The organism is Abyssisolibacter sp. ZYX002, assembly GCF_056892235.1.
Genome location: NZ_JARMXH010000006.1, coordinates 1 through 24,593 on the forward strand (window position 1 = coordinate 1; position 24,593 = coordinate 24,593).

Below are 24,593 nucleotides of genomic sequence, written 5' to 3' on the forward strand. Positions count from 1 at the left end.
TACTAAAAAAACCCTATAAACTAAGGCTTTTTTTAGCGTTTAGTCTATAGCGTCCATTTTAAATACAACCTGTGGTCTTATATACTATTTTATGGATAAATCATATAGAATAAACTACACTGGTCGTTATTATATATTTATTTAAAATTGTAATGTTTATATTAGCATTATTATTTATTTTTTTCATTATAACGACCTCCCTTATGTATTTATATAATCCATCACCATAAATTTTATTATATTGTAAGTATGATGTCAAATAATAATTATAATTTTCTGTATTTTTTCATTTTTTGATTCTACGCATTAATTTGTTGTCTTTGCTTTACTTTTCCTCCTAATCTCCCTTCGTTTTTCTCTAATAAAATCATAAAATATGAGAATATAAGCATGATTACAAGTACTATTTTCCACATAGTTTCTATTGATGCAACTTGAAGTATTTTCCCAGTTATAAGTGGCCCTAATACATGTCCAAATCCAATTATCGTAGGTAGTAAGGCTCCTACTCTTCCTCTATGTGAAGCTGGCGTATGGTTCATTATAAATGGAGATGCTGAAACAACAACAATAATCTCTCCTATTGTAAATATAAACATAGATACAAAAAAAGCTGTTTTATTACTGAAAAATCCCAACATACCTAATCCTAGTGCATGAAACACTCCACCTATAGCTATCTTTCTTATATTATTGATTTTCGTTTTAACTAATAAAGCTGTTACAGTTGCTGTAAAAAGCATTACTACAGCTCCATTAAAACTTGCTATATAACCAAACAATTTTGCTCCACTATTAGCATAATTTGCTTCGGTATGTAGCGGTACTAAGAAACTCCACTCAGAACGCACAAATGAATATCCAAACATTATAATAGCATAGAATATTAATATTGGTCTATCTAATAATACTTTAATAACCGACCCATTTACATGCTTTTCCATAGTTCTATTTTCATCAAATACCTCTTCTTTAGATTGTGACAAAGTATCCTTAACAAATATTAAAACTAAACTTATAGCTAATATGGCAGTTACTGCATCGCCTATAAATACCCATCTAAAATGATTCTCAAATAACAATCCTCCTATAGCAGGTCCTAATGCATACCCCATATTGTGCCCCAAATATGAAAGTGAGTATGCTCCTTCTCTATTTTCAGGAGTTGTTATATCTGCAATAAGTGCATCATGTGCTGGTCCAGCAATTCCGAAAAAAAATGACGCCCCTCCTATCAAAAATACTGTAGTTATACTAGTTTCTATAGTGCTACATAAAAAATAACAAGCTGCTCCTAATGTACCAAATATCACTATTACTTTTTTTCTTCCAAAACTATCCGCTATCTTGCCTCCGATTAGTGCTGCTGGCATGTATATAAATCCAAGCAACGCGATATAAAATCCAGCATCATCTTCAGCTAGCCCTATTTTCTTTGTTAGTATTAATGTCAATAATGGAATTACAAATGCTCCCATAGCATTTACTATTTTTGAAATAAATATTACATATACAGCTTTAGGTAACCCCATATATGGTTTAAATATCTTTTTTACTATACCCATAATTAAGTCGCTCCTTTTTCTTTTGTCAGATTGTCACTTTTCCTAGCTCACGTAAATTGCTTCTCTTCTAAATTTATAGTTTTTGTTTCTGTTCTTGTTTTTAACATATTATTCCTCCTTTTAAAAAAATAGATGACAAAGTCATCTAGATAGAAAACTTAGTAAGAGTTCAATTTAAGGCGTGTCAAAATTGAGTAACAGAGCTTACTTAGAGGTAAGTGAGCAACGGAAATTTAACGACAACTCAGAAATTGGACTTTTGTCTACAGTCAGAGAGATGCCCCATCCCCCAGACATCTCTACTTTAAATAATAAAGACCACAAGCTATACAACCTGTGGTCTAATAAACAATTTTTCGGATAAATTATATAGAATAAACTGCACTGGCCGTTATTATATATTTATTAAAAATTGTAGTGTTAACATTGGCATTATTATTTATTTTTTTCATTTTAACGACCTCCCTTATGATTATATAATTTATCACTATTAAATTCTATTATATTCCATCTATGATGTCAAATGTTAATTGAACTTTTTCTCTAGATTCTTCCATTCATTTGTCCTTCGCTTATATATAATAAGAAGTAATATTGCATCTATAAACCATTGAACAGCTGCTATTCTCCATGCATATGTTACTGGCTTTCTATTTACATATATAAAATAATACATCATTGGCAATCTGAATGCCCAGTTTGATATAACAGATACTATGAACGGACTTTTAGTATCTCCACTTCCTTTTAACCCTCCACCTAATATCATGGATATAGCTATTGGTATCTGCTCAATAGATGCTATAACTAAACATGATGCTCCTAAAGATATAGTCTGTGTTTCAGAATCTTTTATAAACAAGGCTATTAATTGATTTGGGAAAAGTAAGAACACTACTGCTAACAATGCCATTATACCTGTTCCAAATAGCAGACATATATTCATGTATTCTCTTGCCTTTTTATAATCTTTAGCACCAACCTTATTACCAACTAATGTTGTTGCTGCTACAGCAAATCCCCACCCCGGCATATACGAAAGTGATTCTATTGTAGTAGTTATTTGATTTGCTGAAAAAGACGCATCTCCTAATAACATAATCATAAATATATTAATTAACCTACTTATGCTAAATGCACCTTCTTGAAGTGCTGATGGTATAGATAGATTTATAAGTCCTTTTAATCTTTTAACACTATAGTTTTTTATATATTTAAGTTTTGGTTTGATATATCCTGATTTCATTGTATAACTAAGAGCTAATGCCATACCGCATATATTTGCCGTAGTAGTAGCTATAGCAGCTCCTGATACTCCCAGCTCTGGTAAACCAAATTTCCCGTATATCAACACCCAGTCTAAAGTTATATTAACTACATTTACTACTATAGATATTTTAAGTGGTGTCTTCGTATTTCCACTACCTCTTAAAACAGCGTTTATTGAAGTCTGAGCCATATTAAAAAAAGTACCTATAGAACAAATCCTCATATATCTTGCGCCATAGAATAGAACTTTCCCTTTTGCTTTCGCCATTGTCAATATCTGCGATGGAAATATAAAGAATATAAGTGAAACTATTAAAGCAATAGCAATTGTACATACAAACCCTAAACTAGCGTATTCTTCAGCTTTTTGCTTGTTTTTTGCTCCCAATTCTCTTGCAACTAATGATGTAATTCCAACACTTATGCCCATAGCGATTAGTATATTTATAAATGTATATATAATTTCAGATGTAAGTCCAACTGCTGTTACACTAACTTTTCCTCCATAATTACCTACCATCATAGTATCAAATACCCATATCAGCATATATAGTATCATTTCTCCTACAGCTGGCAGGGAGAGTTTTAGTACTTCTCTTATATTATTTTTATTAAACATGTTCTCTCCTTTTTGTGTGTCTTAGAATTAATATACCAAATTATACGACGTAAAAGCAAGCATTATTTAGTATGTGATAATATGTATTTTTTTTATAAATTTGATAAAAATATTACTATAACTAAATGAAAGGAGAAATGTATATGCCTTGGAAAAAAGGAAGTGTAACATTTGATGATGGCTCAACCTATAAAGCAGATTTGCTTGTAAAAGAAGATGGTGAAGTTTGGAATATGAAGGTTTATAAAGATGGAAACACTGTAGAAGAAATAGACGCTAAAGCATTTGCAAATAAACTAGATAAGACAGCTGAAGATGTATATCCTTTCACGTATAAGATTGATGATTAGTTACATATCATCGTAGCTAAATAAAGAGAACTGCCTTTAACCTAAGGTAGTTCTCTATTTAAGCTATTTATTCATTTATATTCACATAAAGTTTACTATTGTAATACCAATAATAAAAATTAACTTATATCTTTTATACAAAAAATTACTCCTACTTCTTCATTTCTAGCTATAATATCATATTTATTTAAGTTCAGCAGTCTCTTTACAATATATAGCCCCAGCCCTGTACTTCCTTTTTCACCTTTGTGAAATGGATTAAATAACTTTTCTAAAATTCTTGGACTCATATGTTCTCCATCATTACTTATTTGTATATTTTCATCTACTATTGATATCTTTATTTTTTTATCTGCATATCTCACTTGATTGTCTAATAGATTATTAAGAATTGATTCCCATTGTTCTTGTTGCCCTCTTACAGTATAAAAATCTGGCAAATCTAATTGCCATTTTATAGAATGATCAAGATTCTTAAATCTTTCTGATACATTGTATATCAATTTCACAACATCAACTTTATCTTTGCTGGAATAACCTTTTGATATAAAATCAATTTTATTAAGATATAATATATTTTTAACCATAGTATCTAGCCTATCTATCTCTTCATCTATTACATATAGTGAACTATCCAAATTTCCTTTAGGATATTTCTTGCAAAGTATCGAATCAGTATATCCCTTTATTATCATAATTGGAGTCTTTAACTCGTGTGAAATACTATGGAAATAATTCCTCAAATCTTCGTCATGCTTTTTCAATTGAATCCTCATTTTATCTATACTTCGGCTTAGTCTACCTATTTCATCATCCTCCTCGACTACTATAGGTTTATCTAACTTCATTTGAGCTATGTTTGCAACATCTACTTCCAGTTTTTTAAATCTGCGAGATATTTTTTTTATCATGATATATGATGTAACTAATATAATTATCACAAAAGAAAATACAACTATAATGAATTGACTAAAAATATTTCTAGTTAATTCATTTGAGTATGTTTCCCACATATATGATAACAGATATCCACTTACTCTGGCAGGATCTCTTTGCCCTAATATTCCTTTTTTTAAGTTAAATACTTTTCTAGCCACAAATTTAGAATCAATCTTTTTTATTACGTAGTATAGCTTCTTCCCCTGAATAGTTTGAACATACCTTTTTTTATTATAATTATTCATGTTTATTTCTATTATATTTTTCTTTAGAACATCTTTATTTATTGAAGATAAGCTATTTGTGAAAGCACGAATCTCGTTTTTACTCTCATCATATACTAATATTATATGACCCACTGCTCGAAAATTTTGATTTATTATTTCGTCTGTTATATGAAAATCTTCGTTAGCATCCAATCTCTTTTTTATTGTATCCGTTCTTAAATTTTGTGCGTATTCTATTGTATTGTATGTCTCATCTGTAAAAAAATCTTTAATACTCTTATAAGTTATACTGATTAGCAATAATAATAGGGAAAATATTATTATCAAAGACCACATTATATATTTTTTAAACAATGATTTGCGCTTCATTCAATCCACCTATACCCATAACCATATACTGTTTCTATCTTTAAATTTGGCAATTTCTTTCTAATCCTCCTGACTAAATCATCAACAACTCTTTCACTTCCAAAATAGTCATCACCCCATACATTGTTTAATAAATCATCTCTAGAAAAAGCCTTTCTAGGTGAGTCTATCATGACTTGTACTAAATCAAACTCTTTTGATGTAAGCACTATGACCTCGTTATCTAATAATAATTCTCTTCTCTTTTTATCAAGAGTGTAACATCCGTTTACATTTATTATATCCTTTGAAGTATTTCTTGATAACAACTTCTCTATTCTCAATATGAGTTCTCTTGGCAAAAATGGCTTAGTTATGTAATCATCGCTACCATATTCAAGACCAATTACTCTATCTATATCTTTATCTCTAGCAGATATAAAAATCACTGGTACATCTTTAACTTCTTTTATTTTTTTTATTAAAGCATAGCCATCCAAATCAGGAACCATGATATCTAAGACCCATAGATCAACATCATCGTTTATATGCTCTAACGCATCTAACCCTCGGATAAATGACTGTATTTGCCACCCTTCGTTTTGCAAATGAAATGTCAGTAAATCATTGAGATTCTTTTCATCTTCTAATAAATTTATTCTATACATAGTTTCACCTCACACATATTACATAGAAAAGGATGTTTCAATTAGTTTGACCCACCCTTTTTTTACTATTTTATCATATATTTTTTTAATTAAGTACACAATTAATATGTGAAATTATGTGATTAGTTTAATCTTACAAGACGACGATTATTCTATTTATTCAATACTTTTTTAAATACATTCAGGAAATTATCTCCAACTATTTTCTTAATATCTTCATCTGAATAGCCTCTATTAACTAATTCCTCCACAAACAGAGGTAATTCTTTATATGAATCTAGTACATCAAATACTTCACTTTTTTTATTTTCTCTTAAAAAATCACAAAAATCAAATCCAAAACCAACATACTCTATTCCTATGAGTTTCACTATGTAATCTATATGATTTACTAGTGTCTTGTAATTCTTGTCTTCTTCTTTGTTAGATACAAATTTACTACATGTATTCATACCTATAACGCCACCAGTTGAAGCTAAGCTTTGTATTTGCTCATCTCTTAAATTTCTCATCTGCTTACACAGTTCTCTACAATTTGAATGAGAAGCTATGACCGGATTTTTTGCTATCTTCATGACATCCCAAAAACCTTCATCGTTTAAGTGGCTGACATCTATTATCATCCCTAATTTTTCTGCTCTTTTTACAAGCTCTTTCCCAAACTCTGTTAACCCAGAACCTGTCCCTCTATGATCGGTAGTAAAGCTACTTCCGTCCCCAGCATAGTTTCTTCTGCTCCATACAAGACCTACTAATCTTACTCCTAATTCATAGAATATTTTAAGTAAATTTATATCGTTTCCTAATGGCTCTACCCCTTCAAATGATAACAAAAACCCTATTTTATTGTTGTCTAAAGCCTTTGTAATATCATCATAGCTCCTACATAGCATCAAATCTTCTGGAGATTCTTCTACCTCTAAATATAATGCATTAATTTGGTTTAACGCTTGTCTAAGAGCCATCTCTGGAACGTATATGCTATCTAAAAAAATAGAACATACTATTATATTAACTCCACTTTCTCTAAATTCGTTTAAATACTCTCTTTCTATGACTTTAGTCTTCCCCTGTGCTCTCTTTTTAGTCACGTCTACTAATATATCATAATGCGCATCAACAATAGGAAACTTATTCATTAAATCTTTAACTCTTTCATTAATAATAATTCCTCCCCTCATTAAATGATATTATAACTATATATACATTATATATCCTTTGTTATTAAAAATCCATCTTTCTAAGCAAATCTAATTAAGGTTGTTTTACATGACAACCTTATCAGACTGTAGACAAAAGCCCAATTTCTGCGTTGTTATTAAAATTTCCGTTGCTCACTTACCTCTAAGTAAGCTCTGCTACTCAAATTTTAACACGCCTTGAACTTGTACTTCTACTATAGTCTGTTATCTTGATGACTTTGTCATCAACCTAATAAGGTTGTCTTACATGACAACCTTATCCATTTTAGTTAAATATCAAACATTACTTTATTAACAGCTGCTATATACGCTTTAATACTAGCTTCTACAATATCGGTACTTAAACCTCTTCCTGTATATATTTTAGAATTATGTCTTAGCTTTATTATTGCTTCCCCTTGAGCATCTTTCCCTTCTGTTATAGAATTAAGACTATAATTTTCTAAAACTAGATCCATAGAGACTAATTTTTCTAAAGCTTTAAATGCAGCATCTACAGGTCCATCTCCCATAGCTGAGTCTTCAATAGTTATAGAATCTTTTTCTAATGCTATAGTAGCTGTTGATGATATTGTATTACCACTATTTATAACAAATCTATTTAGTGTATAAACACTAGGAATTTTTATTGTTTTGCCTGATATTAATGCTTCTATGTCTTTGTCAAATACATTCTTCTTTTTGTCTGCTAAATCCTTAAACTGTTTAAACAACTTAACTATAATTTCTTCAGATAAATCATACCCTAAACTCTTTACTCGATCTTTGAAAGCGTGTTTCCCAGAATGCTTTCCTAATACCATTTTGTTTTTGTTAAGTCCTACAGATTCTGGTGTCATAATTTCATATGTGCTTTTTTCTTCAAGTACTCCATGTTGATGTATACCAGATTCATGAGCAAATGCATTGTCTCCTACGATCGATTTATTAGGCTGAACTTGTACTCCTGTAATAGTGCTTAAAAGTTTACTAGTCCTCATTATTTGCGTGGTATCTATATAACAGGTTTGATTGAAATAATCTTTTCTAGTCTTCAGTGCCATAACTACTTCTTCTAACGCCGCATTTCCTGCTCTTTCTCCTATACCATTTATTGTACATTCAAACTGCGTGGCACCTGCCTTAATGGCTGAAAGCGTATTTGCTACAGCCATACCTAAATCATCATGACAGTGAACCGATATATCTGCTTTATCTGCATTGGACATATTTGAAGTTATAGTTTTAATAAAATTATAGTATTCATGTGGCATAATGTATCCTACGGTATCAGGTATATTAATAACTGTTGCACCAGCATTTATTACTTCCTGATAAATTTTAGCTAAAAACAATGGATTACTTCTGGTTGCATCTTCTGCTGAAAATTCAACGTCTTCACAATATTTTTTTGCGTATTTCACCATTTCCACAGCTTTTTTGATAACTTCTTCTGGTTGCATCTTTAGTTTGTATTTCATGTGTATATCTGATGTTGCTATAAATGTGTGTATTCTTGGTTTTTTTGCATATTTGACGGCTTCCCATGCATAATCAATATCTTTTTTAACAGCTCTAGCCAAACTAGCGATGGTACAGTTTCTTACTGTCTTTGCAATCTCTCTGACAGCCTCAAAGTCTCCTTTTGAAGCTATTGCAAAACCAGCCTCTATTATATCTACCCCTAGACTTTCTAACTGTTTAGCCATCTGTATTTTTTCATATAAATTCATACTGCATCCCGGAGACTGCTCACCATCTCGCAAAGTAGTATCAAATATCTTTATCATCGTTATCACCTTTATTTTTGTATTATTAATCATCTTCACACTATACACTTTAATTAAATAAAAAAACTCGCCCTAATAAAAGGACGAGTAAATATTCCCGCGGTACCACCTTAATAGTTTTTGCATAAATACAAAAACCTCTTAATAAAGTTTCATTGAAACTTTCCACCTATAATGTCGGTGAACCAGATAGCTCTTACTATTATTTTCAGAACCTCAGCTCAAGAGTGAGTAGTGTTTACTCGCAATATCAATTTGCACCAACCATTGACTCTCTTCGATTACAATATTCAAACACGCTCTCCGTCACAGCTTTTGTTATATTATATTGGATTCTATCAGACAAATATATTTATGTCAATACTTTTTTCACTTTGCTCAAGAATACTTTATCAAAATGCTGTGTTAAAATAAAATATGCTATTAATTTAAAGGAAGGAGACACTAAATTCTCCTTCAAAATGTATATTTATTGCTCTTTCTTTGGATATTGCGAACTTAAATCAAAGCTTATATCGCTTAATTTCACCCAAAATGGTTCTTCTCCACCTGGAAGTTCAAATAATGCCCATTCACCACTTCTCTCTTCTATATATCCTACTCCGTCTTTTGTTCCTATAATTTTTCCATCTTTACTATCATAAATATTAACATTGTTTAGTTCTCCTTGATTACCGTTTTTCAAAGCTTTTTCATCAAAGCTTAAAGCATCTTTTGGGACATAACCTATAGGTCTTGGAATATCACCATAAGGTACAATTACTTTAAAATAATCATCTTTTTGATCTAAAACTAACAATAAATCATTTAAACTGACTACCCCTGATAGATCCATACTCTCCGGATCTTTATCTTTTAAGTCAACCTTCAAATCTTCTTTAATTACAATACCTGTCTTTCCTATGAAGTTTTCATTTTTACCACATGCTACTAATAACAATATTGCTATTAACATAACTATAAGTATAATTTTATTTTTTATCATATTTACTACCTCCTCTATAAATAATAAACAAATTTTGTAAATAATATGCCTTTTATTAATCCTTTTTTGGATTATATTATTGTCTTATATCAATATGTAAAGTCACAGATAATTAAAAAAATGGATACGAATTTAAGCTTTTAGCTTAAACTCGTATCTTTGGTAAATTTTTTAACAATAACTGATTTAACACCCAGTACAAAACTATATTTCCCTAATAGTCTTAAAATATTCTACTGCACATTTTTGTATTTTAATGCTTTATAAGCTGACAAATTACTTGCACTTCTTGTTGTATGTGATACCTTATCGTAACCATTTAGCTTCGTAGCTTCGTATAATACATAGCTTCCATAAGAATCCATTTTTTCATATAATACAACATGTGAGCCAGCCTTATTCAATGCATCTCCAATTTTTAGACTTGATTTGCTTATAACTGTAGCTACGTTAGGTAATGTTCTTGTTGAGTGTTTTGACGTCAATCCCCAACATCTAGATACATACCCCGAACAATCTACACCATAGGTATTGTAAACATGTCCTGAAGTGGAAGTGTTTATATTTCCTACTCTACCTCCTGCTGTCATACCACTTTTATATTGACTTGGTGTATTGAATCCGCCCCAACAATAAGGCATATATTTATAACTCCCAGCGCTAGAAACATATCTTGGTTTTTGCCAATTAGTTAGAGGCTTCAAATTTTTATCTGTACACATCCATGAAAAAGATGAATGATACTTTTTAGCATTTCTCATAATTGTACTTCTTGAAATTGATGATGCTTTAAAAATATTATCATTTTTTATTTCTTTAGCTTGAGCGATACTTTTTAAATTAGAAGTATAATTGCTAGTATAAGGACTTTTTTCTATTCTTATTTCTATTTTATCTTTTAAGTTATAAATCTTGTATAAATTCTCCCCATAGCTCTTTATATCATTAACTATATCCTTATGCTCATCAACAACTACAGATATACCAATAGTATTGCCATCTGCATCAATGGTTCTAATCGTTTCTTCAACAATTGTATAGTAATTAGTATCCTCGGACATTTCTATCAACTTTATAATTATATTGTTATTTTTATCTTTTCCTAGATATTGAGCTCCTACAATCCAATGCTTAGAGTTAAGTGTAACTTCGTTGATTTCATTTTTACTCACATCTTCTATAGTTACTTTACAGCTATGTCCAATATCTTTACCCTCTTCTGGTATTAGCTGAGTTTTGTAGTGTGTATTTTCATCAAATATCCTTCCTTCAAATGAGTCAATAATTCCTAATAGTTCTGATTCTATATTATTAATTTTATAGGTTCTCCCATTTTTACCTTCTGCCAAAGTTATATACAAATTATCATTTATAGCTTTGAAATCTATTACAGACGCAACTAACGATTCATTGATTTGTTTTTTTAATATATTATTACTACTATCATACTCAACTATTATATTATTTTTGGTATCTAACATAAACAAACTATCCTTGTTACTTGCTATCTTTGTTATATTCAATTTTTCGTCTGAATATGAAAAGCTATTAACTATTTTACCATTTTCAAATGATAATACTTTCTTTCCTGAAGTATCTAGTATATGCACTTTATCATCAGAAAAACAAAAGTCTTCTGGCCCATAAATATTGCCTTCAGAGTCCTCAATATAAGATATCGCATTATCATTAGACTGGGCAGTTTTTAATTCATTTGTACCTTCATTAATTTTTGCTTTTATAGATACTAGTACATCATTAGCATCTTCCCCCATAGCATTGACATTTGCTAAATTTATTATCATCAGCAAAACAAAGAAAATGCTTAAAATTCCAGTAACTTTTTTCATCATTTTTCCTCCTAGTTTTTATTTGTAAAAATCATCTTTTATTTGTGTAAAATAAAATTTAAACTATTTATCATCTCCTTTTTTGTAAATTTTTACATCTAATCTATTTTAGCATATTTTCCTATTTTTGTAAAAATAAATAAGACTATCGAAATCAACAAGACTTATCTAGTTTATAATCAAAGATTTAAAATATTTTTAAAATTTATATTGACATTACATACAATACATTGTTATAATCATGAATAATTAATCACACACACTAAACGCTTTAATGCACGAAATTAAATACAATGCTATGACAGAGACACTATTTTACCATGGTAAGTTACAGAGAGTCGGTATTTGCTGAAAACCGATACTACCTACAAAATATACTCACTCTTGAGCAGTATTCTTGAAACCCGAAATTAGAGAATAACGGTTGGCTCCGTTACAAAGCTTTATTTTACAACGCTAAGAGGTGTCTTTATGACGCAATTAAGGTGGTACCGCGTGCTCTGCTCGTCCTTGAATTTTATTCAAGGATTTTTTTGTTATATAGATTAATAGATTTTAGGAGGAATAATTATGCCAATGACAATGACACAGAAAATACTTGCAAAACATGCTAATTTATCACATGTCAAATCTGGTCAATTTATACAAGCTGATTTAGATTTGGTATTGGGTAACGATATAACTACACCCGTTGCTATAAACGAGTTTAAAAGAATGAATATTACTAAAGTATTCGATAAAGATAAAGTAGCAATAGTACCTGATCACTTTACTCCAAATAAAGATATACAAACAGCAACTCAATGTAAAATGGTAAGAGAATTTGCTAACGATAAATCTATTACAAACTATTTTGAAATAGGTGAAATGGGAATTGAACATGCTCTTATTCCAGAAAAAGGTCTAGCACTTCCCGGCGAAGTAATAATCGGTGCAGACTCACACACATGTACCTATGGTGCTTTGGGTGCTTTTTCAACAGGAATTGGTAGTACAGATATGGCAGCAGGAATGGCTACAGGCAAATGTTGGTTCAAAGTTCCTAGTGCTATAAAGTTCAATTTGACAGGAACCTTAAATCCTTGGGTAAGTGGTAAAGATGTCATACTTAGCATCATAGGAAAAATAGGCGTTGCTGGTGCTTTATACAAATCAATGGAGTTCGTAGGCAGTGGCATAAAAAACCTAAGTATTGACGATAGATTCACTATTGCCAATATGGCTATTGAAGCTGGAGCTAAAAATGGTATATTTATCGTAGACGATGTAACTCTTGATTATATAAAAGAAAGAACAAATAGACAATATACTATCTTCGAGCCTGAAGAGGACGCTGTTTATGATAGTATATATGACATCAACTTAAACGATATACAACCTACAGTAGCTTTTCCTCATCTACCTGAGAACACATATACTTTTGACCAAATAGGTGATATAAGTATAGATCAGGTCGTTATTGGTTCTTGTACTAACGGTAGAATTAGCGATCTTAGAACTGCTGCTAAGATATTAGATGGTAAAAAAGTGTCTAAAAAAGTTAGGACTATAATATTCCCTGCTACTCAAGACATATATTTACAAGCTATCAAAGAAGGTCTTATAGAAATATTCATTAAAGCAGGTGCGGTTGTAAGCACCCCTACATGTGGACCTTGTCTTGGAGGACATATGGGAATATTAGCTGAGGGTGAACGTGCAGTTGCAACTACAAATCGTAATTTTGTAGGACGAATGGGACATCCAAAATCAGAAGTTTATTTATCTAGTCCTGCTGTTGCAGCTGCTTCTGCTATTACTGGTAAACTAACAAATCCACAAAACATATAGGAGGTTACTCATGATTAAGAAAGGTAATGTATTCAAATATGGTGATAATATAGATACTGATGTAATAATCCCTGCAAGATATTTAAGCACCTGCGACCCTAAAGAATTGGCTAAATACTGTATGGAAGATATCGATACAACTTTTGCTTCAAGTGTAAAAAGTGATGACATAATAGTTGGTGGTCAAAATTTTGGTTGTGGCTCATCTAGAGAACATGCCCCAATAGCAATAAAGGCTTCTGGAATATGTTGCGTAATAGCATCAAGCTTCGCTAGGATTTTTTATAGAAATTCATATAATATAGGTCTACCTATTTTTGAATGTGAAGATGCTGTAAATGATATTTCCCATGGCGATACCATAGAAATTAATTTTAATACTGGTATAATTAATAATTTAACTAAAAATGCAACATACCAGACAAATCCACTGCCAGAATTTATGCAAAACATTATAAACGATGATGGTTTAATAAATCATATATCAAAAAACAACAAACAAATCTTGTAGGAGGTATTACATTGAATCTAAATATAGCTTTATTACCGGGCGATGGAATTGGTCCAGAGATAACTACTGAGGCAGTTAAAGTATTAAACAAGATAGGAAAAATATATAACCACAATTTTAACTTTTCTGAAGCTTTAATTGGTGGCATAGCATATGATAAAAAACAAAGTTCTTTACCAATCGAAACACTAGAATTATGTAAAAATAGTGATGCTGTTCTTTTGGGGGCTGTTGGTGGTCCTAAATGGGACGATGTAGACGGTGATAAACGTCCTGAGGCAGGTTTACTTAAAATTAGAAAAGAATTAAATCTATTTGCAAATATCAGACCGGCTTATATGTACACAGCACTAAAAGACTCTTGTCCCTTAAAAGATGAAATTATAAAAGATGGCTTTAACATTTGTATAGTTAGAGAGTTAACAGGTGGAATATACTTCGGAGACAAAGGTAAATGTAACAATATGGATGGTATTGTATACGCTTATGATACTGAACACTACAATACATCCGAAATAATTAGAATAGCTAGAATAGCTTTTGAAACAGCTAGAAAGCGAAATAAAATTGTTACTAGCATAGATAAGCAAAACGTACTCGAAACTTCAAGGCTATGGAGAAAAACTGTTGAATATTTGGCAAAAGAATATCCTGATATAACGCTAAAACACATGTTGGTAGATAATGCTGCTATGCAACTAATATGCAACCCTCATCAATTTGATGTAGTACTAACTTCAAATATGTTTGGAGATATATTATCAGATGAAGCTAGTGTATTGACAGGCTCTATAGGTATGTTGCCTTCTGCAAGTCTTTCTGATTATAACTTTGGGTTATATGAACCAAGTCATGGATCTGCACCAGATATTGCTGGAAAAAATATAGCTAACCCTTTAGCAACTATTCTTTCTGCAAGTATGATGCTTAAATACTCCTTTGGTTTAATCAAGGAAGCTGACTGCATAGAGACTGCTGTACAGAAAGTTCTAGATAAAGGATACCGTACTGCTGATATCATGAGTGATGGTAATACTCTTGTTTCAACTCAAGAAATGGGACAACTTGTGATTGATAATTTAGTGTAGATTATTTTATTGTGACAAAATAAATAATTATTGATGATAAGAAGCATATCCTAATTTCTTACGGACTCCGTATAGAACTTGTTCCTAATTATATAAGCAAAAGCGTTGTAGGAACAAATCCTCTAAAGTCGCTTCTTCAGAAAAACGGATATGCTTCTTTGTTACATTGTTAGATTATCGCTGTGAGTCTTATGGTTACTTAAAACAACTTTTGTATTTTGATTGTTTTATTTACTTTGATGAAACTACAAATTTTATTAATTTTACAATCATTGTTGAACCAACTTAACTACTATTTGTATTTTAACCAATAGTATAACTAGGGGAATCGAAAAATTTTTCTTGTAGGTAAATTTGAGGAGCTGTTTCTTCATCGCTTCTACTTAAATTATTGGAAACAGCTTCTCTACTGCACCGAAAAGATTATCTTCGATTTCCCTTTCACCAATGAACTATTCTTTTCAATGGGCATCTTTTTCACACTCCAAAGGCTTGCCCTAAAAAATGAACAATCATTATACCTACTAGAAGCTGAAAAACATTGTTCGTAAACGACATTGAAGCATCTGTTTTATCATCTTTACAATCAAAAAAACAGATGCTTTTCCGAGTTAGAATAATGTTTTTTAATGCTTCCCACAAAAAATAATGACCCACACTTCATAACATGACCCTAATTCAGATTCTTCATAGTTACTTGCAAGTAAAACTGTAATGTGTAGAATATACGATCTATCAAACAAATAAAGGAGTGCCACAACCCAGCACTCCTTGTAATTTAACAATTATATTTTCTCAATATTTCTTTTATGCTACCATCATTCATCATACTCTTGTACTCACTTTCAAATATCTTATCTATACCATTAAGTTTGTCTTTCTTCACAATACCTAATCTGTGTTCGCTAGAATCACTTGCTTTGAACTTAAATGAATGTACCTTTGTATCTTCTAATACGCTAAATGCCTCCATGTAAAATTTAGCTGTATACTCATTCATCACAATACAATCAATTTGCTTTTTTATCAATTTCTTAAATAGATTTTTTTCATTTAGGCTGACTTCTTTGTTTATTTTATTATCTGTATCAAATTCTTTACTATAACTATATCCCTCTATAATTCCTACACTGTGGTCACATAAATCTCTATATGTCCTTATATCAAAATCCTGATTTATACTTAATATTATATCGTCGCCACCATCTCTATAAGCAAAACTAAAGTCCATTAATTTTTTCCTATCCTCGTCTATGCTTATTGCATTTATGATGTCTGCTTTACCTTCCTTTAACATTCTTAAAGCATTGTCCCAATCACTGTATATTATATTGACTTTTTTTTCATGTCTACCAAATACTTCTTTGATAATGTCTATATCTATACCCACAACTTTACCTGTTTCTTCATTATAATATGTAAATGGTGGATATGGAGTTGCTACTAGATTTATAACATTATCACTATCATCTGCTATACTCTCTAGCTCTCTTGACATTTTGTTGTTAAATTTTGATACCTCTGTTATGCTCTTATTGATAATATTCATGTCCTTAATTTCTTCCTGTGCAGATATATTGATATCTGTTGCAGATGTAGTAATTATTTCTGCATTGCTTGTTAGATTGCTTACTACTTCTTTAATACTTGAAAACTCACCGACCAATTCATTTAGATTTTGATTATACTCTTTGGTATTGTCATTTAAACTACTTACCAAATCAACTGCATTAGCGAGCAAACTAGTTGATTGCTGTAAATTTACAGAATCATCTTGTATTTTTTTAGCTACTGCTTCTATGGATTTTTTCATATCATTTGCCGAAGTACTAATATTACTTAATAGTTCTTTGATTTTATATGTAAAGTCCTCTGTTTGTCCTGATAGCTTTTTGATTTCATCTGCGACTACAGCAAATCCTCTACCATGTTCTCCACTTCGTGCAGCTTCTATAGCAGCATTTAATGCTAATAAGCTTGTTTGCTCAGATAAATCTTCTATTGATTTTATAAACACATTAACTTCTGATGCCTTTTCATCTAATAAATCAACTTGTACTTTATACTCGTTGACTTCTTTATCTAATTGATTGAAGTTTTCTAAACATTTTGTAATATCATCTGTGCTATTTTGTATAATATTTTTAGTACTACTCATCTCTATCATAACATTTTGAAAATGTTCTTTTGATAGTAAAAAATTCTCGTATACTTTGTTTATGAATGAATTAATAGAAAGCATACTAGTAGTTTGATTTTGCATTCCTGCCGCTACTTGATCAATATGCGCTGTAATTTCTTTCATATCTATTCTTACATCCTCTGTTACAAAGTTACAGTTGGCTATATTTATAGAACTCTTATTAACCAATATTTTCATATTGTTTATTAAATCTTTTTGAGCTTTTAACATCTTATTCATACTATTATCAATATCTTTATTAATTTTAAAGTTTACATTATAATTCCCCTTAGTTATTTCATCCAAATAGCTTGTTATTCTTTTGTTTAATTTTCTACGTTTGATAATACTATAAATAATATATATAAGTTCAACTAACACAATAATTATTAAAATATATTTTATCACGACATCCCTCCTCCATAATAATTAATTTGACATTTTAGTTAGATTTCCTTCGATTTTTTTACTTTTTTTTCTTTTATAATGAAAACAAACTAATTTTTCCTTATTTTAATTATAAAAATACCTTTTTATTTTTATAATATCAGGCAAAATATAAATAGAATAAGGAGAGATAATTATGAAAAGAAAAACTATTTTAATGTGTTTTATTACATTATTACTATCATTTTATTTTAGTTCTCATAGATCTGCTCAAGATTTAAATGTAGATAAGCCAGCACCAATAAAAGGCTATTTTTGTGCTTATGAAAATAGCACTGTAGATTTACGAATAAACCTTGATAAAACCTATAGTGGAAGCTATTCTATTAGAAATTTATACCATGACAATGCGCTTTTTGGTTTTAAAACTAATCTGCTTTATAAAAATATCCTTCAATTTATGTTTAGAGAAGATATTGCTGGCAAATACACATATAACAGTTTCATAACACAAATTAATAATGATATATACACATTTGACACTAAAAATCTGACCTTTGATATATTAGGAAATAAAAATAATAATTCACCTACTAAACATGTTGAATTATTTCCTAAAAAAATACTACAACTGGAAAAAGCAATATTAGAGGATGACAATTATCATGCTTTGATTAAGAATGTGTCAGATAAAACAGCTTATATAACTGATATAATAATTGGAAATGATGTGTTTGATAAGATAAGCATAGCTTATTCAAAAAATGGTATAAACTATTATTATTTGAATAGTAAAGTAGCCATATTTCCTGATGAAAAGTGCCTCTTGAGAGTAAATTTTCTTTTAAATGATGATCATGGATATTTTATATTAAAACCGTATTTAGAGTATACTCACGATAATAAAAACTACAAAAAAATACTTGAAGCAGAAAGTATATCTTTTTAATTTATACTTTCTGCTACCTCTAGAATTATTATAGTATCTTATTTTCTAACATCAGCTTGTTTTAATTTAAAACAAAATTTTTGCCAAGGTTCAATACTATCTAGAAGAAATATCTCATCTTCATCTATTCTTCCAACAACATTCGTTTTACCTGAGTTCTCCATATCTTTTAACGCTATTTGTAACTCACCTGCATAATGTCCATATAAAGATGTATCAATTAATACATCACCTCTTTTGATATCAGGTGTATTAAATGGCTCGAAGGTATGATTTCTATATTTTACTCTACTTTGTGTTGATCTAATCATGTATTCTGATATATCTCCCCTGTTAAAATGATTTTCATCTATTACTATTTTTCTTTCAAGATCAGGGATATCATCAACTAATTCAACATCTAATTCAATCATGCTTTTGTTTATATCGTTCATTATTCTTAACTCATCTTCACTTGCAAATGCATTAGCTATTATTATATCGTCTATAAATCCAAGGTTTAATAGATGTTTTACTTGTGCTTTTAGGGTTTTAGTTCTATGCATTTCCAAAGTGCACAATCCTTCTTTTACAGGCCAAGGTCCAAATGTTGCTGTAGGTGAATTTACAAAAGCAGCGGTTGTTATGCCGTATTTCTTAAAATTCTTGCAACATTTTATAAAATGGTTGTATTCAAGTCCAGAGTATCTATGTGGATAAAAATTATGACATCCTAACAAATTCTCTGTATTAGGCTTGTACATTATAATGTTATCTAAATACGATGTATCATTACTCATATTAATTTCTATTTTCAAACCATATGGATTAAATGTCATAAGAGATTCCTCGTTTCCTGTAAATCCCAAATCTAATCTTACACCATATGCCCCTAATTCATGAAAAAATGATAAATCTTTATAACTTATATTTAGTTCACTGAATATTTTAGGACTTACATCTGCAATAACTTTCATATTATTTTTATTAGCCACTGAAATAATTTCTTTGAACTCTTTTATAATTTCTTCTTTGTCGCCATTCACTGATAGTAGACAAGTAAACACTCTACTAAATCCATATTTTGCGGCCATTTTTATATATTCTATATTATCTTTTAATTTTGAATGGTTTGGATATACTGATATCCCTAATCTATGCATATTTAAATCTCCTCTCATACTTCAAATATTATCTCCACCAAGTTTGCAATATCTTTATCCTTAAATTCAACGCCTATTTTGCTGTCTATTTGAACTAATTTGTTTTTAAGAGCGTTAAAATTTTGCTCATATCTATTAATTATAAAACTAAATTTTTTACATTCAGGTGTATTTTCTTTGTTTTTTAACTTTTCAATTAAACTTCCATAATGCATCATCAAGCCATTAAATTTTTCATCATCTAATTGTATGTTAAATGTATCCCTCATATATAGTAATATTTCCATAAATGAATCAACGACATATTCACTATTTGAAATATTCATATATTCACTGAATACATTCTTTATCCGATTTACTCTATCATCTTTATTATCTATCAAGAAATCAGAACCATAGAACTCTGCAAATAAATCTTGTATAGATATATATTGGATTCCCTCAATATGAGGATTAAACGCTGATACTATAAACTTAATATTGTTTTTTCTTTGCAAATCTTTTATTATTATTTTAAAGTTTTCTTTATCTTCAATACTTAGATTAATTATCTCATACTTGTCTAATCCATATTTTTGCTCTAATAGCTCCTTAAGTTTCAAAGCGGTTCCTTCTCCTGTCAAACAAGCAGTAACAATTACATCTTTTTTGTATTGTACTGGATTATTAAATATTTTACTTAAATATTTTTTGTCTTTATGTATTGACTCTATTATTTCATCTAACGAACAATAATTTAGAGCCTTTCTGGATGCTTCAATAACAGTAGGTGTCGAAGCCATATCTAAAGTTTTCACCTTTATTCTAGTTCTCTGCTCTATAATCCTGCCAAAATAACATAACGATCCCATGTCCACAATTAAAATTGTTCCCATTCCTTCATCTGTTTTTTTTATCAGCTCTTCTACTTCTTTGAGTGCAGTTTGTGGCTTAATGTTTAAGTTCATGTCATAAGCTTTTACATGATTAACTCCTAATAAATTATTTGCTACCTTTGCCATTGAACTCGCTGTTGTTTCTCCATGCATTGCAACTAATATTGCAACCTTATTCTTTTCTTTAATTCTTTCTCCTGCAAAAAACATAGTAATAAGGCCTATTTCTCCTAAAGGCACATCTATTTCAAATAATTCTTCTATTTTTTCTGCAAGCTTTATAGCCACCTTAAATTCTTGAGAATATTTTTTCCTTATTTCATCTATTTTAGGATTTACTACTTCAACTCTTTTTTTATTTAGGAAGATATTGATGTGTATTAATAAACCTAAAAATACTTTTTTTGATATAGTTTTTTTAAGTTTATATTCTGCCAAAATCATATAGTTTTTTAACATTTCATATAACTTACTATTGACTAAATTTTTGATTTCACTATCATCATGGTTTGTATTAACGTTTTTAAGATAAATATTGATGAAATCCTCTAATTCATAAGTTAATCTATTCTTAATGGATTCGTTATCATAGCCTTTTTTACTAAGCTCACTACATCTATTTTCTATAAAATCATAAATGTTTTGAGAAACATTATATTTGTCCTCTAGCCTCTCTATCTTATTAATAGCTAATAAATCATCACTTTTTATTCCCCAATTGTTAGGTATTATTTTTTTAGTCTTAAGTATTCCATTGCGTGCTTCTTCATTCAAATCAGTTAGCATTAACCTTACTGTATTGTCTTCTCCAATACTCCTTAGAAATGCTTTAGCACAAGTTATTTGTATATCGCTTTTTAACTGCCCTATATTGTTTTTACAATCATAATTCATCATAGCTGATAGTACCTGTTCATCAATACTTATTTCTTTTTTTATCCTTTTAGCTTCTTCCTCTATGAATGTCTTTATGATTTTTAATCTTTCATCATTTCCTCTATCTGATAATGTTGGCAAATTAATAATAACTGGTATTCTTCTAGTAAATGTTCTTAATAACGATGCATTTATGTTTTCGGTAGTAGCACATATTATCATTAATTCTATAGGTATCTCGCTAGTACTTCCTAGTGGTGTATATTTTCCTTTGTCTATAAGTGTAAATAGCATTTCTTGACCTTCTGCTTGCAATCTATGGACTTCATCTAAAAACAGTATTCCATTCCTAGCTTTTTCTATTATGCCTGTTTTATCCTCATCTGCACCAGTATAAGCTCCCTTCTTCACTCCAAAAATATGCGAAATCAACAGATGAGGGTTATTAGCATAATCAGCACAATTAAATACTATAAATTTGTTGTTCTTTATTCTATTTGTTTCAACTGCGTATTTGAACATACACTGTGCAAAAAAAGACTTTCCAACTCCTGTTTCTCCTAATATTAACGTATGCAAACCTTTTGGTGGATAAACTATTGCTGCTTTAGCAAGAGAAACTTGATGCTTTAGGCTCCCATTGGAACCTATAACACTTTTAAAGATACATTTTTCCTCATTCGACTCCTTTATAGTATCATCTACATAGTACATAACAGGCTTTCCTTGTTTCTTTTTTATCTTATTGTCATTATACAATTTACTCAATTCTCTAGATACATTAGATCTTTGTAGCTGTAATAACTTTGCTAACTCATTAGTAGTAACGCCTAATATATTGCCATTATTACTAAACTGTAACCTACATAACTCTTTTATCGTTTTATATATAACATCTAAGTTCATTATATGACCTCCTAGATATTAAGGCTTCTCATTAAAACCAATTATACTATAAAGTAGCACAAGTGTAACTTTCCATTATTTTCCTTTCTTATAGATACTTATTGATTTCTTCTTTTCTAGCATTTCTCTTGTGATTTCGAAAAACATTATACATTGTAGCGAAAAAATGATTTGCAATATATTCCATACTACTGAATTTAAGTTTTTACTAATTATCTTAGGTATTATCAATACCAATGGAGCTGTAAAACCTAATATCCATCTATTAACTGTATACCTACTATTAATAATATGTGTTAATTTGACACCTCCTATAACTAATATAAACATACCAATAGCTTTTAGTAGAATATTCACTATATCCGCCTCCTATTATTGTTGCTTTTTAAGCTGATTTATCTCTTCATACATCATTACCATATTTTCTATTAAACTTTTTTCACATATTGCAGTCATTAATTGATCTTGAGCATGTATTAACAATAGAGATATTTTGTATTGATTTCCACCCGCTTCTAGTTGAATGAGTTTAGTCTGGGTATTATGTGCTAAGTCCAATTCTTTTTGAGATTCTATTAATTTATCTTTTGCTTCTTTTATTTTTCCCTCTTTTGCTAATTTTAATGATTCATAGGCTAAAGCTCTTGCATCTCCGCCATGTAGTATAATTTCAAATATCTCCTGTTCCATATATAATGCCTCCCTCTTAATAAAGTTAAGTTGGCTAAGAGCTATGTTGAAAATAACACACAGCTCTCACCATAAATTATGCTTGTTGGTGTTCTTCTAATATCATTTTTTTCTCATATGCTTTAAAGAACGGGTAGTATAAAATCAACGATATCCCAATATTAACTACCGCCAGAACAATAGCCATATAATCTCCTCCTGTTGCCATAAATGCACCTATAGGAGCTGGAAGTGTCCAAGGAGCTATTATGGAAACCTTTTCAACTATACCTGCATTGGTTACTAAAAACGCTATAATACCGTTAACAACAGGGACTAATATAAATGGTATAGCTAATAAAGGATTCATGACAATAGGTGCTCCGAACATCAAAGGCTCATTGATATTAAATATACCTGGTATTATTGAAAATCTTCCTACTCTTTTTAAATATTCAGATTTAGAAAAACAAAGCAATATACATAAACCTAATGTAGCACCCGCTCCACCTATCCATATAAACCATTGGAAAAAAGGTTCTGGAGCTATATGAGGTAGTGCTTTACCTGCTGCAGCTGCTGCAACGTTTTCATCAAGTAAAACTAACCATATAGGTCTAACTAATGACCCTATTACAGACATACCATGTATACCTGCACTCCATAATACTGTAATAAATAAAATTGGAACTATAACACCCAATAATGAATCTCCAGTAACATTAACAACTGGTTTTAATAATGATTCTATAAATGAGTTTATATCAAACTTAAGTAAAACTCTAACTATCCATACTATCGTAACTATAGCCATAGCAGGAAATAGAGCTTCAAATGATCTTGCAACAGACTCTGGAACTTGCTCTGGCATCTTGATTGTGATGTTTTTGCTTTTAAATAAACGTAAGATCTCTACAGCAAATATCATCGATAATATTGCAACAAACATCCCCGAACCTCCAAGAGGTGCCATAGGAATAGCCCTTCCAACTCCCTTTGGTGCTTCTACAGCCACAGGCATTACTGTCATCAAAAATGCTGCTAATGATAATACCCCTCCTGATACACCATCAAGCTTGTAAGACTTAGCAAGCGAATATCCCATGCCATAAGCAGCGTATAGTGACATCAAGCCCATAGTCATTCTAAAAGGTATAAGTATATCGCCTATATACGGCTTAACCATGTCAGCCAATGCTGGTATCGGGGGAAAAGCAATTATCAAAAAGAAACTACCCACTATTATCAATGATAATGTGGAAATAATACCATCTCTAATTGCTTTCAAATGCCTCTGCTCTGATAATTTAGCCATAGGTGGCATGAATACCTCTTCTATCCATTTCATTATACCTTGCATATTTCACCCTCCATTTTATTTAGTTTT

General features: G+C 30.2%; 19 protein-coding genes and 2 other annotated features. Of the genes, 5 read left to right on the plus strand and 14 right to left on the minus strand.

All coding sequences use genetic code 11. The features are described 5' to 3' along the window. Positions 1-299: 299 nt before the first annotated feature. Together P3X86_RS16025 and P3X86_RS16030 are read right to left on the minus strand one after the other, a co-directional pair. Positions 300-1,565, minus strand: coding sequence for an MFS transporter (locus tag P3X86_RS16025; RefSeq protein ID WP_483293736.1), 1,266 nt, complete (start codon positions 1,563-1,565; stop codon positions 300-302). Positions 1,566-2,091: 526 nt separating this feature from the next. Further along, a complete protein-coding gene (locus P3X86_RS16030) occupies positions 2,092-3,453 on the minus strand; it encodes an MATE family efflux transporter (protein ID WP_483293737.1) in 1,362 nt (453 codons plus the stop codon). A 143-nt stretch (positions 3,454-3,596) separates the two neighbouring features. On the opposite strand from P3X86_RS16030, the gene P3X86_RS16035 reads away from it, so the two are divergent. After that, entirely contained in the window at positions 3,597-3,803 is a 207-nt protein-coding gene (locus P3X86_RS16035) for a hypothetical protein (RefSeq protein ID WP_483293738.1), read from the plus strand. A 119-nt stretch (positions 3,804-3,922) separates the two neighbouring features. On the opposite strand, the gene P3X86_RS16040 is transcribed toward P3X86_RS16035, so the two are convergent. The 6 genes from P3X86_RS16040 to P3X86_RS16065 all read right to left on the minus strand — a co-directional run bounded on the left by P3X86_RS16040 (position 3,923) and on the right by P3X86_RS16065 (position 11,791). Continuing rightward, positions 3,923-5,338, minus strand: a complete 1,416-nt coding sequence (locus tag P3X86_RS16040; protein ID WP_483293739.1) for a HAMP domain-containing sensor histidine kinase — start codon at positions 5,336-5,338, stop codon at positions 3,923-3,925. Continuing rightward, complete coding sequence (locus P3X86_RS16045) at positions 5,335-5,985, minus strand: response regulator transcription factor (RefSeq protein ID WP_483293740.1); 651 nt, start codon at positions 5,983-5,985, stop codon at positions 5,335-5,337. Before P3X86_RS16045 ends, P3X86_RS16040 begins: the two co-directional genes overlap by 4 nt. A gap of 152 nt (positions 5,986-6,137) precedes the next feature. Further along, positions 6,138-7,124: a dipeptidase gene (locus P3X86_RS16050; protein WP_483293741.1), complete on the minus strand. Its 987-nt coding sequence runs from the start codon at positions 7,122-7,124 to the stop codon at positions 6,138-6,140. 332 nt (positions 7,125-7,456) lie between these two features. Further along, positions 7,457-8,989, minus strand: a complete 1,533-nt coding sequence (locus P3X86_RS16055; protein ID WP_483293886.1) for a 2-isopropylmalate synthase — start codon at positions 8,987-8,989, stop codon at positions 7,457-7,459. A gap of 43 nt (positions 8,990-9,032) precedes the next feature. Next, positions 9,033-9,275 (minus strand) — a binding site (T-box leader). Between the two features lie 150 nt (positions 9,276-9,425). Beyond that, entirely contained in the window at positions 9,426-9,941 is a 516-nt protein-coding gene (locus P3X86_RS16060) for a hypothetical protein (protein ID WP_483293742.1), read from the minus strand. A gap of 233 nt (positions 9,942-10,174) precedes the next feature. Further along, positions 10,175-11,791, minus strand: coding sequence for a hypothetical protein (locus P3X86_RS16065; RefSeq protein ID WP_483293743.1), 1,617 nt, complete (start codon positions 11,789-11,791; stop codon positions 10,175-10,177). A 289-nt stretch (positions 11,792-12,080) separates the two neighbouring features. Beyond that, positions 12,081-12,306, plus strand: a binding site (T-box leader). Positions 12,307-12,361: 55 nt separating this feature from the next. Between P3X86_RS16065 and leuC the strand changes: the two genes are divergently transcribed. Genes leuC through leuB form a run of 3 tightly spaced genes read left to right on the plus strand, consistent with a single transcriptional unit; the run spans position 12,362 to position 15,220 of the window. Then, positions 12,362-13,621 carry a 3-isopropylmalate dehydratase large subunit gene (gene leuC / locus P3X86_RS16070; protein ID WP_483293744.1) on the plus strand — a complete coding sequence of 420 codons (1,260 nt, stop codon included), beginning with the start codon at positions 12,362-12,364 and terminating at the stop codon, positions 13,619-13,621. A 10-nt stretch (positions 13,622-13,631) separates the two neighbouring features. Further along, the gene (gene leuD / locus P3X86_RS16075; RefSeq protein ID WP_483293745.1) at positions 13,632-14,132 is read left to right on the plus strand and encodes a 3-isopropylmalate dehydratase small subunit; all 501 of its coding nucleotides are present in this window, start codon (positions 13,632-13,634) and stop codon (positions 14,130-14,132) included. Positions 14,133-14,143: 11 nt separating this feature from the next. Next, positions 14,144-15,220 carry a 3-isopropylmalate dehydrogenase gene (gene leuB / locus P3X86_RS16080; RefSeq protein WP_483293746.1) on the plus strand — a complete coding sequence of 359 codons (1,077 nt, stop codon included), beginning with the start codon at positions 14,144-14,146 and terminating at the stop codon, positions 15,218-15,220. 778 nt (positions 15,221-15,998) lie between these two features. On the opposite strand, the gene P3X86_RS16085 is transcribed toward leuB, so the two are convergent. Beyond that, positions 15,999-17,810 carry a methyl-accepting chemotaxis protein gene (locus P3X86_RS16085; protein ID WP_483293747.1) on the minus strand — a complete coding sequence of 604 codons (1,812 nt, stop codon included), beginning with the start codon at positions 17,808-17,810 and terminating at the stop codon, positions 15,999-16,001. Positions 17,811-17,985: 175 nt separating this feature from the next. On the opposite strand from P3X86_RS16085, the gene P3X86_RS16090 reads away from it, so the two are divergent. Beyond that, positions 17,986-18,738, plus strand: coding sequence for a hypothetical protein (locus P3X86_RS16090; RefSeq protein ID WP_483293748.1), 753 nt, complete (start codon positions 17,986-17,988; stop codon positions 18,736-18,738). A gap of 38 nt (positions 18,739-18,776) precedes the next feature. On the opposite strand, the gene P3X86_RS16095 is transcribed toward P3X86_RS16090, so the two are convergent. The 5 genes from P3X86_RS16095 to P3X86_RS16115 all read right to left on the minus strand — a co-directional run bounded on the left by P3X86_RS16095 (position 18,777) and on the right by P3X86_RS16115 (position 24,566). Continuing rightward, a complete protein-coding gene (locus P3X86_RS16095) occupies positions 18,777-19,880 on the minus strand; it encodes a DUF871 domain-containing protein (RefSeq protein WP_483293749.1) in 1,104 nt (367 codons plus the stop codon). A gap of 14 nt (positions 19,881-19,894) precedes the next feature. Next, positions 19,895-22,537, minus strand: a complete 2,643-nt coding sequence (locus tag P3X86_RS16100) for a sigma-54-dependent transcriptional regulator (protein ID WP_483293750.1) — start codon at positions 22,535-22,537, stop codon at positions 19,895-19,897. 75 nt (positions 22,538-22,612) lie between these two features. Further along, positions 22,613-22,894, minus strand: a complete 282-nt coding sequence (locus tag P3X86_RS16105) for a hypothetical protein (RefSeq protein ID WP_483293751.1) — start codon at positions 22,892-22,894, stop codon at positions 22,613-22,615. A 15-nt stretch (positions 22,895-22,909) separates the two neighbouring features. Further along, the gene (locus tag P3X86_RS16110; RefSeq protein WP_483293752.1) at positions 22,910-23,227 is read right to left on the minus strand and encodes a PTS lactose/cellobiose transporter subunit IIA; all 318 of its coding nucleotides are present in this window, start codon (positions 23,225-23,227) and stop codon (positions 22,910-22,912) included. Between the two features lie 76 nt (positions 23,228-23,303). Beyond that, the gene (locus P3X86_RS16115; RefSeq protein ID WP_483293753.1) at positions 23,304-24,566 is read right to left on the minus strand and encodes a PTS sugar transporter subunit IIC; all 1,263 of its coding nucleotides are present in this window, start codon (positions 24,564-24,566) and stop codon (positions 23,304-23,306) included. Positions 24,567-24,593: the final 27 nt, after the last annotated feature.